General features: G+C 65.1%; 16 protein-coding genes. 9 read left to right on the top strand and 7 right to left on the bottom strand.

The window, feature by feature from the left end; genetic code table 11:
• Positions 1–11 precede the first annotated feature (11 nt).
• The 7 genes from hflC (at position 12) to AC1D0P_RS02895 (ending at position 6,053) form a co-directional block, all read left to right on the top strand.
• Entirely contained in the window at positions 12–914 is a 903-nt protein-coding gene (gene hflC, locus AC1D0P_RS02925) for a protease modulator HflC (protein WP_436154375.1), read from the top strand.
• Positions 915–920: 6 nt separating this feature from the next.
• Positions 921–1,109: a DUF2065 domain-containing protein gene (locus AC1D0P_RS02920; RefSeq protein ID WP_477675313.1), complete on the top strand. Its 189-nt coding sequence runs from the start codon at positions 921–923 to the stop codon at positions 1,107–1,109.
• A 117-nt stretch (positions 1,110–1,226) separates the two neighbouring features.
• Entirely contained in the window at positions 1,227–2,417 is a 1,191-nt protein-coding gene (locus tag AC1D0P_RS02915) for an ATP phosphoribosyltransferase regulatory subunit (protein WP_477675312.1), read from the top strand.
• A 53-nt stretch (positions 2,418–2,470) separates the two neighbouring features.
• The gene (locus AC1D0P_RS02910) at positions 2,471–3,814 is read left to right on the top strand and encodes an adenylosuccinate synthase (RefSeq protein ID WP_477652079.1); all 1,344 of its coding nucleotides are present in this window, start codon (positions 2,471–2,473) and stop codon (positions 3,812–3,814) included.
• Between the two features lie 84 nt (positions 3,815–3,898).
• The gene (locus AC1D0P_RS02905) at positions 3,899–4,423 is read left to right on the top strand and encodes a phosphoribosyltransferase (RefSeq protein ID WP_411877599.1); all 525 of its coding nucleotides are present in this window, start codon (positions 3,899–3,901) and stop codon (positions 4,421–4,423) included.
• Positions 4,424–4,607: 184 nt separating this feature from the next.
• Complete coding sequence (locus tag AC1D0P_RS02900; protein ID WP_477675311.1) at positions 4,608–5,786, top strand: PLP-dependent transferase; 1,179 nt, start codon at positions 4,608–4,610, stop codon at positions 5,784–5,786.
• An 81-nt stretch (positions 5,787–5,867) separates the two neighbouring features.
• Entirely contained in the window at positions 5,868–6,053 is a 186-nt protein-coding gene (locus AC1D0P_RS02895; protein ID WP_477652077.1) for a hypothetical protein, read from the top strand.
• 131 nt (positions 6,054–6,184) lie between these two features.
• Here the strand turns inward: AC1D0P_RS02895 and AC1D0P_RS02890 are convergent, their stop codons facing one another.
• From AC1D0P_RS02890 to AC1D0P_RS02880, 3 genes are read right to left on the bottom strand one after another with little or no spacing between them, the layout of a single operon-like run.
• Positions 6,185–7,282, bottom strand: coding sequence for an SMP-30/gluconolactonase/LRE family protein (locus tag AC1D0P_RS02890; RefSeq protein ID WP_477675310.1), 1,098 nt, complete (start codon positions 7,280–7,282; stop codon positions 6,185–6,187).
• Positions 7,279–8,346, bottom strand: coding sequence for a tRNA 2-selenouridine(34) synthase MnmH (gene mnmH, locus AC1D0P_RS02885; RefSeq protein WP_477675309.1), 1,068 nt, complete (start codon positions 8,344–8,346; stop codon positions 7,279–7,281). The genes AC1D0P_RS02890 and mnmH overlap by 4 nt, the downstream gene beginning before the upstream one ends.
• Positions 8,343–9,035, bottom strand: a complete 693-nt coding sequence (locus AC1D0P_RS02880; RefSeq protein WP_477675308.1) for an arylesterase — start codon at positions 9,033–9,035, stop codon at positions 8,343–8,345. The genes mnmH and AC1D0P_RS02880 overlap by 4 nt, the downstream gene beginning before the upstream one ends.
• A 58-nt stretch (positions 9,036–9,093) precedes the next feature.
• Between AC1D0P_RS02880 and AC1D0P_RS02875 the strand changes: the two genes are divergently transcribed.
• Positions 9,094–9,810: an ABC transporter ATP-binding protein gene (locus AC1D0P_RS02875; protein ID WP_477675327.1), complete on the top strand. Its 717-nt coding sequence runs from the start codon at positions 9,094–9,096 to the stop codon at positions 9,808–9,810.
• 14 nt (positions 9,811–9,824) lie between these two features.
• Here AC1D0P_RS02875 and AC1D0P_RS02870 read toward each other — a convergent pair whose 3' ends face one another.
• Both AC1D0P_RS02870 and AC1D0P_RS02865 read right to left on the bottom strand, forming a co-directional pair.
• Positions 9,825–12,125: a protein kinase domain-containing protein gene (locus AC1D0P_RS02870; protein WP_477675307.1), complete on the bottom strand. Its 2,301-nt coding sequence runs from the start codon at positions 12,123–12,125 to the stop codon at positions 9,825–9,827.
• 40 nt (positions 12,126–12,165) lie between these two features.
• Positions 12,166–13,044, bottom strand: a complete 879-nt coding sequence (locus AC1D0P_RS02865; RefSeq protein ID WP_477675306.1) for a c-type heme family protein — start codon at positions 13,042–13,044, stop codon at positions 12,166–12,168.
• 198 nt (positions 13,045–13,242) lie between these two features.
• Between AC1D0P_RS02865 and rlmB the strand changes: the two genes are divergently transcribed.
• Positions 13,243–14,001, top strand: a complete 759-nt coding sequence (rlmB, locus tag AC1D0P_RS02860; protein ID WP_477675305.1) for a 23S rRNA (guanosine(2251)-2'-O)-methyltransferase RlmB — start codon at positions 13,243–13,245, stop codon at positions 13,999–14,001.
• Between the two features lie 19 nt (positions 14,002–14,020).
• On the opposite strand, the gene AC1D0P_RS02855 is transcribed toward rlmB, so the two are convergent.
• Entirely contained in the window at positions 14,021–14,614 is a 594-nt protein-coding gene (locus AC1D0P_RS02855; RefSeq protein ID WP_477652069.1) for a chromate transporter, read from the bottom strand.
• Positions 14,611–14,906 (bottom strand): chromate transporter (locus AC1D0P_RS02850; protein ID WP_477675304.1); only part of this gene is annotated, 296 nt, incomplete at its 5' end. The genes AC1D0P_RS02850 and AC1D0P_RS02855, both read right to left, overlap by 4 nt.

Below are 14,906 nucleotides of genomic sequence, written 5' to 3'. Positions count from 1 at the left end.
GGAAGACGATCGTGAATAGAGTTGGATTTATTGTTTCCTCGCTGCTGGTCCTCCTGGCACTGCTCAGTTCCACGCTATTCGTGGTCGACCAACGCCAGTTCGGCGTGGTCTACGCCCTGGGGCAGATCAAGGACGTGGTCACCGAACCCGGCCTGCATTTCAAGATGCCGCCGCCGTTCCAGAACGTCTCCTACATCGACAAGCGCCTGCTGGTGCTCGACAGCGTCGACGCCGAGCCCATGCTGACGGCCGAAAAGCAGCGCGTCGTGATCGACTGGTACGTGCGCTGGCGCATCACCCAGCCCAGCGACTACATCCGCAACGTCGGCCTCGATGAAAAAGCCGGCGCCAACCAGCTCAACCGCGTGGTCCGCAACGCCTTTCAGGAAGAGATCAACAAGCGCACCGTGAAGGACCTGCTGTCGCTCAAGCGCGAAGCGCTGATGGCCGACGTCAAGCGCGAAGTGCTGCAGGCCGTGCAGGGCGCCAAGCCCTGGGGCATGGACGTGGTCGACGTGCGCATCACGCGCGTGGACTATGTGGAAGCCATCACCGATTCCGTCTACAAGCGCATGGTGGCAGAGCGCCAGCGCGTGGCCAATGAACTGCGCTCCACCGGTTTGGCAGAAGGCGAAAAAATCCGCGCCGACGCCGACCGCCAGCGCGAAGTGACCATCGCCAACGCCTACCGCGATGCGCAAAAGGTCAAGGGCGAGGGCGATGCCGAAGCCGCCCGCACCTATGCCGAATCGTTCGGGCGCGACCCGCAGTTCGCCCAGTTCTACCGCAGCCTCGATGCCTACAAAGCCAGCTTCAGCAAGAAAAGCGACGTGATGGTGCTCGATCCTTCGTCCGACTTCTTCAAGGCGATGCGCGGCCCGGGCTCCGGCAGCGCCGCACCGGCCAAAAAATAAGCCGGCGTGGACGGCAACACCTTCTGGCTGGCACTGGCCTTGATGCTGGTCATCGAGGGCCTGTTGCCTTTCATCTCTCCCGGCGGCTGGCGCCGCATGTTCGAGCAAATCCTCACCCTGGGCAACGGCCAGATCCGCTTCTTTGGGCTGTGCAGCATCGCGGCGGGCTTGGTCCTGCTGGCCGTGCTGGCCTGAATTCCGCCTCACAGCCGCACCACTATTTCGTCCCGGGGGCCTTATCAGTCTCCGGCAAGCCGAAAACCGGCTTCAAGCCCGGTAAAATGCTGTTTTTAACAGCCCACGAAAATTACAATGCCCGCCTGGTCGTCATCATGGCAATTGCCCGATCAAATTGCCGATGTCCTGCCCTCCGAGGCGCGCCACATCGAAGAGCTGCGCCGCCTGTTCCTGGACACCGCCCGCAGCTACGGCTATGAACTGGTCATGCCGCCGCTGCTCGAGCACCTCGAGTCGCTGCTGACCGGCACCGGCGAAGCACTGGACCTGCAGACTTTCAAGCTGGTCGACCAGCTTTCCGGCCGCACCCTGGGCCTGCGCGCCGACACCACCCCCCAGGTCGCCCGCATCGATGCCCATTTGCTCAATCGCAGCGGCGTGGCCCGCCTCTGCTACTGCGGCCCGGTGCTGCACACCCGCACAGACCGCCCCCACGCGACCCGCGAGCCGCTGCAGTTCGGCGCTGAGATCTACGGCCATGCCGGGCTGGAAGCCGACTTGGAAGCCCAGCAGCTGGCGCTTGAGGGCCTCAAAGCGGCTGGCGTGACCGCCTTGAGCGTTGACATGGCCGACGTGCGCATCGTCAACAGCCTGCTGGCCGGCGCCACCGTCAACGGCAAGACCCTGGCACTCATCCACACCGCGCTGGCAGCCAAGGATGCGAGCGAGCTCGACAGCCTCACTGCCAGCCCGAGCAGCGGCATTTCCGCCGAAGCGCGCGCCGGCCTCAAGGCACTTCTGCAGCTCTACGGCGATGAGAAAGTCCTGGCCGAAGCCGAAAAAGCCTTGCCGCCCTCGACCGGCCTCAAGGCCGCGCTGCAAAACCTCAAATGGCTGGCGGCCCACACCGGCGGCGAAAAAGGCGAAGTCAAGGTCAGCTTCGACCTGGCCGACCTGCGCGGCTACGCCTACTACAGCGGCACGCGTTTTGCCATTTACGGGCAGGGCGCCGAACTGGCGCGCGGCGGCCGTTATGACGAAGTCGGCGCCGTGTTCGGCCGCAACCGTCCGGCGGCCGGCTTCAGCCTGGACCTGAAGGAGCTTGTCAGCGTGCTGCCGCCCCGGCCTCTGAAGGCCGCCATACGCGCGCCGTGGAGCGAAGACGCCGGCCTGCGCGCGGCCATTGCCCGGCTGCGTGCCGGCGGCGAAACCGTGGCTTGCGTGCTGCCAGGCCATGAACATGAAGTCAATGAATTCGATTGCGACCGCGAACTGGCCCAGGTTGCCGGTCAATGGGTGGTCCAGCCCCTGAAGAAAGCCGCGTGAGGGCCGCGTGCCCCATCCGGCTTGATCCCAACACACCTTAACGAGAATTGAAGATGACAAACAAACAAACCGCAGACGCGGGCCGCAATGTCGTGGTCGTGGGCACCCAGTGGGGCGACGAAGGCAAGGGCAAGCTGGTCGACTGGCTCACCGAGATGTCTCAGGGCGTGGTGCGCTTCCAGGGCGGCCACAACGCCGGCCACACGCTGGTTATCAACGGCGTCAAAACGGCGCTGCACCTGATCCCCAGCGGCATCATGCGTCCCGGCGTGAAGTGCTACATCGGCAATGGCGTGGTGCTGTCGGCCGCCAAGCTTTTCGAGGAAATTGAAGGCCTGGAAAAAGCCGGCGTTGAAGTCCGTTCGCGCCTGCGCATCAGCGAAGCCTGCCCGCTGATCCTGCCTTTCCACGCCGCGCTCGACATCGCGCGCGAAGCCTACCGCGAAAAGGGCGGCACCACCAAGATCGGCACCACCGGCCGAGGCATAGGCCCCGCCTATGAAGACAAGATCGCCCGCCGCGCGCTGCGCGTGCAGGACCTCAAATACCCCGACCGCTTCGCCGCCAAGCTGCGCGACCTGCTGGAGCTGCACAACTTCGTGCTGACCGGCTACCTGCATGCCCCGGCCATCGATTTCGACACCGTCTACGCCGAAGCCATGCGCCACGCCGAACTGCTCAAGCCCATGATGGCCGACGTCTCGCGTGAACTCAACGACGCGCATAGCGACGGCGCCAACCTGCTTTTCGAAGGCGCGCAGGGCACCTTGCTCGACGTCGACCACGGCACCTATCCCTACGTCACCTCCAGCAACTGCGTGGCCGGCAATGCCGCTGCCGGCGCCGGCGTGGGCCCGGGCATGCTGCACTACATCCTGGGCATCACCAAGGCCTATTGCACGCGTGTGGGCGGCGGGCCGTTCCCGACCGAGCTCGACTGGGAAAAACCCGGCACCGTGGGCTACCACCTGAGCACCGTGGGGGCCGAAAAAGGCGTGACCACCGGGCGCAGCCGCCGCTGCGGCTGGTTCGACGCCGCGCTGCTCAAGCGCTCGGCCCAGGTCAACGGCCTGTCGGGCCTGTGCATCACCAAACTCGACGTGCTCGACGGCATCGACGAACTCAAGCTGTGCACCGGCTACGAACTCGACGGCCACATCACCGACATCCTGCCCATGGGTGCCGAAGAGATCGAGCGCTGCAAGCCGATCTACGAAACCATGCCCGGCTGGAGCCAGAGCACGGTCGGCGTCACGGAGTACGACAAGCTGCCCGCGGCCGCGCAAAAATACCTGCACCGCATCGAGGAAGTGACCGGCGTGCCCATCGACATGATCTCCACCAGCCCGGACCGCGACCACACCATCCTGCTGCGCAACCCCTACGCCGCCGCTTGACCGGATACCCGCCACAGCTTTAGCCAAACAGCCTGCCGCCCCCTGAAACGGGCGCAGGCAGCGAATACATCAGGAGCGCCACCCATGTTGACAGAAGACGGCAAGCATCTCTATGTGAGCTATGACGAATACCACAACCTGATCGAGAAACTGGCCATCAAGATCCACCAGTCCGGCTGGCAATTCGACACCATCCTGTGCCTGGCCCGCGGCGGCATGCGCCCCGGCGACATCCTGTCGCGCATCTTCGACAAGCCGCTGGCCATCATGTCCACCAGCTCCTACCGTGCCGATGCCGGCATGACGCAGGGCAACCTCGACATCGCCCGCTTCATCACAACGCCCAAGGGCGAGATCGCCGGCAAGGTGCTGCTGGTCGACGATCTGGCCGATTCCGGCCACACGCTCAACGCCGTGATCCACCAGCTCAAGAACAACTACAAGCCCATCACCGAGCTGCGCAGCGCCGTGATCTGGACCAAGGGTGTTTCCACTTTCCAGCCTGATTATTCGGTCGAACTGCTGCCCACCAATCCCTGGATTCACCAGCCGTTTGAGGGCTATGACTCGCTGTCACCGGCGCAGCTGATGGCGAAGTGGAAGATTTAGCCCCCACGGTCGCTCACTTCGAGCCTGCGGCAGCTCCCTGCCCCTCGCACTGAGAAAGGGGCCGCTGCGCCTGCGGCCCGGCAAAGCCGATTCCGCGGCCCTTGCTTGGATGGGGACGGCCTTACGGGCGCGGCTTTTGTTCTGCTGCTCTTCAAGCCTCTGAGCTTGCCGTTAATATGCGGTCATGAGCGACATTTCCACCACCCTGATCCACCACCCCTACAAGCCGCCCGCCGGGTTTGACGCGATTCCGCCTGGCGTCTACAAGGCTTCCACCATCGCTTTTCCCACCGTCGCCGCGCTGCGCAGCCGGGACTGGAAGCACAAGACCGGCTACACCTACGGCCTGCACGGCACGCCCACCACCTTCACGCTAGAAGAGCGCGTCGCCACCCTGGAGGGCGGCAAGTACTGCACGCTGGTGCCCAGCGGCCTGGCGGCCGTGGTGCTGGTCGGCATGGCGCTGCTCAAGGCCGGCGACGAGCTGCTGATTCCCGACAACGCCTACGGGCCCAACAAGAGCTTTGCGCAGGGCGAGCTGGCCGCCTGGGGCATCACCCACCGCTTTTACGACGCGATGAACCCCGCCGACCTGGCCGCCAAGCTGGGYCCGAAAACCCGGCTGGTGTGGATAGAGGCGCCGGGCTCCATCACGCTGGAATTCCCCGACATGCCCGCGCTGGTCGCTGCCGTCAAGGCGCACAAGGATACCCACCCCGCAGGCATCGTGACCGCGCTCGACAACACCTGGGGTGCGGGCCTGGCTTTCAACGCTTTTGATCTCGGCCTGGACATCTCGGTCCAGGCGCTGACCAAATACCCCAGCGGCGGCGCCGATGTGCTGATGGGCTCCGTCGTCACGCGCGACGAAGCGCTGCACCACCTGGTCCACTTCTGCCACATGCGCGTCGGCTACGGCATAGGCGGCAACGATGCCGAACTGGTGCTGCGCGGCCTTAACAGCATGGCCTTGCGCTACGCGGCCCAGGACGCCGCCACGCGGGAACTGGCCGGCTGGCTGGCCGGCCAATCCCAGATCGCCACCGTATTGCACCCGGCCTTGCCCGGATCGCCCGGCCATGAGGTCTGGAAGCGCGACTGTAGCGGTGCCGCCTGCCTCATGAGCGCCGTCTTCAAGCCGGAGTTCACCCAGGCACAGGTGGACCGTTTTTGTGACAGCCTGAAACTTTTTAAACTAGGTTACAGCTGGGCCGGCCCCATGAGCTTGTGCGCTCCGTACGACATCCCGGCGCTACGCACCACGCCCTGGCCCTACAAAGGCGGCCTGGTGCGCTTTTCGGTAGGCCTGGAGGCCGTCGCCGACCTGCGGGCCGACATTGCGCAGGCCCTGGAAAAAGCCTGATCCAAAAGCGGGGCAAACGCCTGGTATCCAGTGGCGGCAATGCAGTACAGTAAGGCTTACTTATTCAGATGAAAGCACGCAGTGGCAACTCCCAACTATTCCTACGAAAAGCGCCAGAAAGAGCTTGCGAAAAAACGCAAAAAAGAAGAAAAGCTCAAGCGCAAGGCCGAGGGCAAGCCGGATGATGTAGCTGACGATGGGAACGATGCGCCGCCCAATGACGGCGATGCGCCGGCTGGCGTGCCACCCGCTGACCCGGCGCCCTGAACTTTCAAATTTCCAGTGAAGGATGAGCGTAAACGGTTACCAGCTCATACCCCTCGAAAACCCGGAACACCCAGCGTGTTGCCGGGTTTTTTTGTTGATGGCCGGCGCTTTTGCCGGACGGCATCGCCAGTCTATTTAGGTAACMAGCCCAGTTCCCTGGCATGCAGGCTTTGCACATACAGCCTGTCCGCCGTCTCCGTCACGGCGGTTGTTTCGGGATAGGCACCTGTCGGGTCCTGCAGGTCGGCCACCACTTTTCCTTCTTCCGTGAACGCCACCACGTGGCCATAGGCCTTGGGAATAGGCCACAAGGCGCGAGGCAGGCGCAGTATGAGCTTGCGCATGAAGGGCTTGCGGGCCAGGCCGTCAATCGTCGGGTTGCGCGGCTTGACGAGGCCCACCCATACCTTGCCGTCCAGGCCACGCATCAGGTTGTCGGGGTAGCCCGGCAGATTGTCAAAAAGTGGCTGGAGGCCGCTGCCGGGCTGGCCGACGTCCTGTTCCCGCGCATCCACCGGCAGTTTCCAGATGCGGTATCTGCCGGTTTCGGCCACAAACAGCGAGCGCTCGTCCTGGCTCAAGGCCACGCCGTTGGCAAAGCTCAGGCCCTTGGCCACGACGCGGGTGGCTAGGGTCGCCGGGTCGTACTCAATGACCCGGCCGGTGGCGGACTGCTCCAGGATGTCGAGAATGCTGGCTTCGAAGGTGCCGCCCCATTGCCGGGCCCCAAAGCGGGTGGATGCGTCGCTGAAGTACACCTTGCCATTGCGTGCCACCACCACCGCATTGGCATACAGAATCGGGCTGCCACCGGACTTGTCCGCCAGCACCGTCACTTTCCTGTCCGGCGAAATCGACAGCAGGCCTTTGAACGCATCGGCGGCGATGAGATTACCGGCGGCATCGAAATCAAAACCAAGTACGCGGCCACCGGTGTTGACCACCACTTCCTGGCCGCTCCCGTCGGGATTCATCCGCAGGATGGCGCCGCTGGCCACCGTGGCGTAGAGTTTTCCATCCCGGGCCACTACCAAATGTTCAGGACCTGCTTCGGCCCCCAGCGGGATGGTTTTCAGCTTGGCGAGTTTGTTGTTGGCGGCGAAAGGGCCGCTGTAGCCGGGTGCCGTGGGCGCTTCCCAGCTTTGCGGCGCGACGGGCACCGGCCACAGGCACAGGTAGGCGGCCAGCCCGGCCAGGGCGATACCGATGGCGGCAAGGATTTTTTTCATGGTGTTTTCTCCTCCCTGAGAATCGCTTCCGCCAGCCCCCCCAGGGTCTGCTTCGACCGGTCGGCCGCGCGGAGCGCCGTGGCCTTGGGGTACTGGCTGAAGTTGCGCTCCATGGAGCGTGCATAGCCCGGGTCGTAGTGAAGGGTGAGCAGTTCGCGGACCACAGAGGCCACGTCGCCGCCGCGGGCGCGCGCCTGCCAGTCCTGCACCACGGCCTTGCCGCGGGCCTCCGTCAAGGCGCCCAGGCGTTCGCAGAAGTGTTCGATGTCCTGCACGAAAAAGGCATAGTCCTCCAGCAGCAGCGCGACGCGCTCGTCCTCCGAAAGCTCGATCTGCAGGCAGGGGCTGGCCCGCATGGCAGCGATCAGGCCATCGGGCACCGCCACGTTGCCGACCTTTTTACTTTCGCTTTCAACATAGACCGGCCTGGCCGGGTCGAAGCCGCGCAAGGCGGACCAGATGCCGCTGTCAAAGGCTTTCTGCCTGGGCTGCTGAACGCCGGGAATCGCACCCAGCACCGAGCTGCGGTGGTTGGCCAGCGCCTCCAGGTCCAGTACCTGCGCGCCTTGGTCTGCCAGGGCCTGCAGCAGCCGGGTCTTGCCCGAGCCGGTGGGGCCGCAGACCACCCGGTAGCGCAGGCGCGCGGCCAGTTGCGGCAGGTCGGCCAGCAGCGCCGCCCGGAAGGCCTTGTAGCCGCCGTCCACCAGCGTGACCCTGAAGCCGATCTGGTCCAGCACCAGCGCCAGCGAGCCGCTGCGTTTGCCGCCGCGCCAGCAGTAGAGCAGGGGCTGCCATTCACGTGGCTTGTCGAGCACGTCACGCTGTATGTGTTCGGCGATGTTTTTCGCCACCAGTGCCGCCCCCAGTTTTTTGGCCTCGAACTGGCTGATCTGCTTGTATTTGGTGCCGACGATCTTCCGCTCCTCGTCGTGCAGGCTGGGCCAATTCAGCGCGCCGGGCAGATGGTCTTCGGCGTATTCGCCCTCGCTGCGGGCATCGATGACGTCGGAGTAGCGGCCCAGCGCGGAAAGCGCTTCTTCGGCGGAAATACGTTCAAGCGTCACTTGATCAGTTTCTTGAGTTCGGGCCACACATTGGCCAGCATGCGGGCCTGCGATTGCTCGTTGGGGTGGATGCGGTCGGCCTGGAAGCTAGCCACCGGGTCGGTGGCGTCCGCGATGCCTTTCAGGAAAAACGGCACCAGCGCGACCTTTTCCGCCTTGGCGATCTTGGTGAACAGCCCCGAAAAGGTTGCCGCGTAGGCACTGCCGTAGTTGGGCGGCACCTGCATCCCGACCAACAGCACGCGCGCGCCGGCCTTTTTGGCGGCCTGCGTCATCGCGCTGAGGTTTTGCTCGGTCATGTCCAGCGGCAGGCCGCGCAGGGCGTCATTGCCGCCCAGCTCTATCACCACCACGGCGGGCTTGTGCTGCGCCAGCAGGGCCGGCAGGCGTGAGCGGCCGCCCGAGGTGGTGTCGCCGCTGATGCTGGCGTTGACGACCCGGGCGTTCTTTTTCTCGTCAGCCAGCTGCTTTTCCAGCAGAGGCACCCAGCCCGTTCCGCGCTTGAGGCCGTATTCGGCGCTCAGGGAGTCACCGACGACCAGCACGGTAGTGGCCTGGGCGGCGGAGGCGGGCGCCTGCGCGTGGGCGGCCGGCACCGCGCCCAGCAAGGCGGCCGCGAGCAGCGCGGCCAAAGGTTTTACCAGGCGGCTCGCCGTTTGGATGGCAAGCTTGGTAAAGTCGGATTTCATATTTTCTGACAAGGCTGACATGTTTGAACCCGCGGTGAGTGGCGTGAATGATGCTTCCATGGCCTCCACAGCGCCTGGCATTTCCGGTGCGGCTGCAAAGCTTGAGGCATCAATTATTTCCGTGGAGCACGTTTTCAAGTCGGTCACCGACTCCACCGGCACATTGGCCATTTTGCGCGATATTGACTTCGCGCTCGCCGCGCGCGAAACCGCCGCCATTGTCGGCGCCTCGGGTTCGGGCAAAAGCACCTTGCTGTCCATCATCGCTGGCCTGGACACCCCCACCGAGGGCACGGTCAAGCTGGCCGGGCAGGACTTGTTCGCCCTCAGCGAAGACGACCGCGCGACCCTGCGTGCCCAGAAGGTCGGTTTTGTGTTCCAGAGCTTCCAGCTCATGGGCAACCTGAGCGCGCTGGAGAATGTCATGCTGCCGCTGGAGCTGTCGGGCGTCCGGAACGCCCGCTCGCAGGCCACCGAGATGCTCAAGCGGGTCGGCCTGGGGGAGCGGCTGGGCCACTATCCCAAGGTGCTGTCGGGCGGCGAACAGCAGCGTGTGGCGCTGGCCCGTGCCTTTGTGGTGCAGCCGGCGGTGCTGCTGGCCGACGAGCCCACCGGCAGCCTGGATTTCGCCACCGGCGAGACCGTCATGTCGCTGATGTTCGAGCTCAACCGTGAACTCGGGACCACGCTGGTGCTGGTGACCCATGACCAGGGCATCGCCGCGCGCTGCGAGCGGCGCATCACCATAGACGCGGGCCGGGTCGTTTCGGCCTGAACTTGCCCGGGGCTTCAGCGCCCCGTGTGCAGTTTTTGCGCCGCGGCCAGGAACTTCGCCCTGTCGTCGGGTTTGTCGATCAGCTGCGCCAGGGCCTTGGCCAATGCGCCCAGGCTGGTGTGGCGCGCCGATTCCTTGCGCACCAGTGTCTTGGCCAGCGGGCCGATGTAAAGGCTCAGCATGCGTTCGAGCTGGGCCTGTAGTTCCGCGCTGAAATGCTGCAGGTTGATGGAAGTCGAGGTCGCCGACGGCGATGACGGGCCCGTGGGGCGGCTCATGTCCTGGGGCCGCAGGCCGGACACCGGCATGGAATGCAGGCGGCTGGGCGTACCTGTGGTGGCACCTATGGCGCTTGTGGCGCCGGTGCGTGGACCCGAGGCCCCATGCAGCCCCGAATGCACGGGCATGCTGGCATTGCGCGGTCGCGCAAAGGCCTCGCGCGCCGTCGCGTCGGGGATGGAGACGGCCAGCAGGTCGCGCAGGCCCTGGGCGCTCACCGTGCGCGGCACCGCCTTTTTGACCAGCACCCGGGCCAGCGGGCCGATCAGCTTGGCCAGCTCGGCCTCGATGTCGTGCACCATTTCCGGCGTGAGCGAGGCCAGCGCGGCGAACGAGGCCGTGTGCTCGAACTCCAGGTTGCGCGATGCCGCGGCTGCCGCCGGCGCGGCATTCGGGTCCAGCACCGCGTAGATCTCGTGCGAGCGCAGGTGCTTGTCCATGTGCGGGCCGAGGTAGTCGAAATGGCCGGCCGCGCTGTCGGTGATGCGCGAGATCACGTCGTAATAGGCCCGCGAGACCACCACCTGGTTGGGCCTGGCGAAGTCCATGATGCGCTGGGCCACGTTGATGCCGTCGCCCACCACGTTGACCCGGTTGTTGATGTCGAACACCATGCGGATGGGCCCCAGGTGCAGGCCCACACGCAGGGACAGCTTGCGGCCGTACTTCTGCGCCAGCAGGTCGCGCAGCAGCAGGGCCGACTGCAGCGCCTCCTCGGGGTCGCCGAGGAAACAGATCGCCGCGCCGTCGCCGGTGTCTATCATGATGCGCGACGACTCCTTCACGCCGCCTATGGCCTTGGTGATCAGTTCGTTGAACAGCGCCTTGACCACCACCTGCTGGTCCACCGAATAGGTGGAGTAGGACACCAGGTCCAGGAACATGATGGTGCCCAGCACGTTCTTGCGCAGGTTCTCGGCGCTGTTGAGCGGGATGGACTGTGTATTGGCGGCGTAGGCGAGCAGGGCGTTGTCGGGCGGCGCGGCGGTGGTCGTCCTGCTTTCGGCGGGTGCCGGCGCGGGTGCGGGTGGGGGAGGCGGGGCCGCAGGTGTGGGGGGCGCCAGTACGCTGGCCGCGCGCAGCGTCTGCGTCTTCACGAAGTCCGAACTCAGCAACGCCTGGCGCAGCGCAGCCACATCCTGCGGCCGCTGGTTTTCGTTGGGCGTCATCGCCCAGTCGATGGCGCGCAGCAGCGGCGCGCCGAAGACCACCGCGCTGGCGGTGTCGGCGGCCTTGGGCATGCTGTCCTCGCGCACGCGCGAAGCCGATTCCATGGGTTTGTGGCCGGTCGTCATCCAGTACATCACCGCGCCCAGCGAATAGACGTCCGTCCACGGCCCCTGGTGGCCTTTGCTGTGGTACTGCTCGAACGGCGCGAAGCCCGGGCTCACGATGTTGGTCATGTCCTGGTTGCCGGTGACGCGGCGCGCGGCGCCGAAGTCCAGCAGCACCGGCGTGCCGTCTGCGCGGATGTAGATGTTGTCCGGCTTGATGTCGCGGTGCAGGAAGTTCACCTTGTGCACGGCCTCCAGGCCGTCCATCAGCGGGTAGATGATCTTCAGCAGGCCCTGCTGGTCCAGCGCGGGTTGCTTGGCCAGCCAGCGCTTGAGCGGGTCGCCCGACTCGTACTCCATCACGATGTAGGCCGTGCCGTTTTCCTTGAAGTAGCGCAGCACCCGCACGATGTTGGGATGGCGAAACGACGCCAGCGCGCGCGCCTCGTCGAGGAAGCGCTCCAGGCCCCACTGGAACTGCCCCTTGTTTTCGCTGGACCGCACGCTGACCGACAGGTCGGCCGCGCGCACCGCCAGCTCGCCCGGAAAGTATTCCTTGATGGCCACCGGCAACTGCAGGTTGATGTCCTGGGCCAGGTAGGTGATGCCGAAGCCGCCGCCGCCCAGCATTTTGTCGATGCGGTATTCAAAGACCGTCTGCCCCGGCATCAGCGCGGCCGCGTCGCCGTCGCCAACGACAGCCGGCGCGGCGCCGTCGGGGCGCACGGGCTGGGTACGGGTCTTGTCTTCAGGGTCGGTCATGCGTGCGCGGTCGTCGTGGGGTCGTGAAGTTCGATGCGTCTCAGTCGCCGCGGTCTATCATCTGCATGGCTTTTTCCAGGCTGCGGCGCATGCGGTTGAAAGAGCTGCCCAGCACGGCCACCTCGTCCTTGCCGCCGTCCGCGAATTCGGGCACCTCGAAGTCGCCGGTGCTGACCTTGTCGGCCGCCTGCGACATGCGGCGTATCGGCCGCACGATGAGCCAGCTTAGCATCAGGTTGAGCACCACGAACACCACCACAAACACCGCCGCCAGCGAGGCCATGAAGGTCTTGAACGTGCGCTCGGCATTGCGGATGGGGATCTCCATGGGCACCGTCACCACCTGCGCGCCAATGATTTCATTGTGTTTCCAGCCGAAGCCGTTGGCTTCGCCGTAGATCTTGATCATGCTGGCCGGTGCGGCCGCCGGCACGCTGTGGCACTGCAGGCAGGCCGCGTTGGTAATCTGGATCGGCTTGGCAATGTAGAGCAGCCGGCCCGTGGCCGCCGCGCGCTCCGAAATGAGTTCTTTCGAATCGGCGTTCTGGCGGAACTGCTGGACGATGTCGGCTTCCCAGTCGGTGGCGCGATCGCGCGGGTTGGTCGGGTTCAGCGTCGCTTCCTTGTAGCCGTAGTCGCGGTACTTCTTCTGGATATTGCCCAGGGTTTCGGTGGCCGCATAGGCCGGCACGGTCTGCGGCAGGAAGACCTCTTCGAGCTGCTTGTCCAGGTGTGGCTTGATCTGCTCCACCGTGTAGGCGCGCACCGAGAGGGCGGTGTCCATCATGAGCCGCGCATTGCGCAGCACTTCCTCACGCGCGTTTTCCTGCAGCAACTGGCGCGACATGAACCCGGCGGCGCCGAAGCCGGCCAGGAACACCACGACCAGCACCAGGTTAAATTTAAGCCTCAATCCCATAACGACCCCACTTGTGTATGTTTTTGTCGCGAAGCGTCGTCAGCCTGCGCCGGCCAACAAATTGTTACTATTTTAGTCTTACCCAGCACGCATTGTGACCGCCGGTCGGTCCTGGCGCACCGGTAGTAATGCCAATGAGTGGTCAATGAGGGGTGAAGAGTCCGGGCCGCCCAGACTCCTGGCAGTGATAATCCCCGCATGTCATCCACCCCCAAAGTCCTTTTTGGCTTCCATGCCGTCGGCGTCCGCATCAAAACCTCCCCCAAGTCCGTCCTGGAGGTGTTTTTTGACGCCTCGCGCCGCGATGCCCGCATGCGCCAGTTCACCGACCGGGCCCGCGAGGCCGGCATACGGCTGATCGAATCCGACGGCCTGCGCCTGGCCAAAATGTGCGGCAGCCACGGCCACCAGGGCGTGGTGGCCCGGGTCGATGCGCTGGCCCAGGTCAAGTCACTCGACGAACTGCTCGAGCAGCTCGAAGAAGCCGGCACGGCCCAGCCGTTGCTGCTGGTGCTGGACGGCGTGACCGACCCGCACAACCTGGGCGCCTGCCTGCGTGTGGCCGACGGCGCCGGCGCCCATGCGGTGATCGCTCCCAAGGACCATGCGGCCGGTATCAACGCCACCGTCGCCAAGGTCGCCAGCGGCGCGGCCGAAACCATGCCTTATTTCATGGTCACCAACCTGGCCCGCACCCTGGGTGAGCTCAAGGAACGCAACATCTGGTGCATAGGCACCAGCGACGATGCTGAAAAAACCATTTACGACGTGGACTTGAAAGGCCCGGTCGCCCTGGTGCTGGGCGCCGAAGGCGAGGGCATGCGCCAGCTCACGCGCAAGACCTGCGACGAACTCGTCAGCATCCCCATGCGTGGGGCGGTGGAAAGCCTGAATGTGTCCGTGGCCAGCGGCGTGTGTCTGTACGAAGCCTTGCGCCAGCGGCGTCAGGCGTCCTGAAGCCGGGCGTTAACGGGCCCTAGACCAGCCCGTACCAGCCCAGCAGCGCGCCCGCGCCCAGCAGCCACAGCAAATGGATGCGGGTGCGCCAGACGATGACGGCCGAGGCGGCGGTCAGCAGCCATACCGGCCAGTCCTTCAGCGAACTGCCGTTGGCGGCGGCCAGGATCCAGCTGGTGGCGATCAGCAAGGCCACCACGATGGGGGCCATGCCCTGCTTGAAGGCGCGCACCGCCCGCAGTTCGCGATTGCGGTGGCCCCATTGCGCCGCCGTATAGGTCAGCGTGGTGCTTGGAATCAAAATGCCGAGCAGTGACAGGAACACGCCCAGCAGCCCGGTCAGCATGCCGCCGGCGTTCAGGCCCACGTTCCAACCCATCAAGGCGATGAACAGCACGTTAGGTCCCGGCGCTGACTGCGCGATGGCGATGGAGGCGTTGAACTGCGCGTCGGTCAGCCAGTGCTGCTTGTCGACCAGGAAACGGTGCATGTCGGGCGCGGTGCTGATGGCCCCGCCCACCGACAGCAGCGACAGCGAGAGGTAGTGCAGGAACAGGTCGAACCATTCCCGCGCGCCGAAAACCAGGTGCAGCGTTGGCAGTTGTTCGTTCATGGCTGGAGCCTGCGGTAGGCCAGCACGCAGGCCGTGAAGCCCAGGCTCAGCAGCACGTAAGCCAGCGGAATGCGCAGCAGTGCAATGGACACAAAACACAGCAGGCCCAGGCCCGCGCACAGCCGCAGGCCCAGCACGTTCTTCTTGAGCGCGCCAAAAAGCTTGAGGCCGGTCGCCCCGATCAGCCCGGCCGCCACCGCGGCCATGCCGCGCAGCGCGCCCGCCACGCCGGGATGGCCGGCGAACTGGGCATACAGCACCGCCAGCAGCAGTACCAGCACCAGCGGCAGCG

The sequence above is a fragment of the Polaromonas sp. P1_G2 genome (assembly GCF_056405515.1).
The sequence above is the reverse complement of the archived record's forward strand: the minus strand, read 5'-3'. Positions and strand labels throughout refer to the sequence as shown.

Excerpts from the sequence above, each read along its gene's own strand:
- AC1D0P_RS02915 (WP_477675312.1), top strand. The coding sequence starts at position 1,227 with ATGCCCGCCTGGTCGTCATCATGGCAATTGCCCGATCAAATTGCCGAT.
- AC1D0P_RS02910 (WP_477652079.1), top strand. The coding sequence starts at position 2,471 with ATGACAAACAAACAAACCGCAGACGCGGGCCGCAATGTCGTGGTCGTG.
- AC1D0P_RS02905 (WP_411877599.1), top strand. The coding sequence starts at position 3,899 with ATGTTGACAGAAGACGGCAAGCATCTCTATGTGAGCTATGACGAATAC.
- AC1D0P_RS02880 (WP_477675308.1), bottom strand. The coding sequence starts at position 9,035 with ATGAAATCCGACTTTACCAAGCTTGCCATCCAAACGGCGAGCCGCCTG.
- AC1D0P_RS02875 (WP_477675327.1), top strand. The coding sequence starts at position 9,094 with ATGGCCTCCACAGCGCCTGGCATTTCCGGTGCGGCTGCAAAGCTTGAG.
- AC1D0P_RS02870 (WP_477675307.1), bottom strand. The coding sequence starts at position 12,125 with ATGACCGACCCTGAAGACAAGACCCGTACCCAGCCCGTGCGCCCCGAC.
- AC1D0P_RS02865 (WP_477675306.1), bottom strand. The coding sequence starts at position 13,044 with ATGGGATTGAGGCTTAAATTTAACCTGGTGCTGGTCGTGGTGTTCCTG.
- rlmB (WP_477675305.1), top strand. The coding sequence starts at position 13,243 with ATGTCATCCACCCCCAAAGTCCTTTTTGGCTTCCATGCCGTCGGCGTC.
- AC1D0P_RS02855 (WP_477652069.1), bottom strand. The coding sequence starts at position 14,614 with ATGAACGAACAACTGCCAACGCTGCACCTGGTTTTCGGCGCGCGGGAA.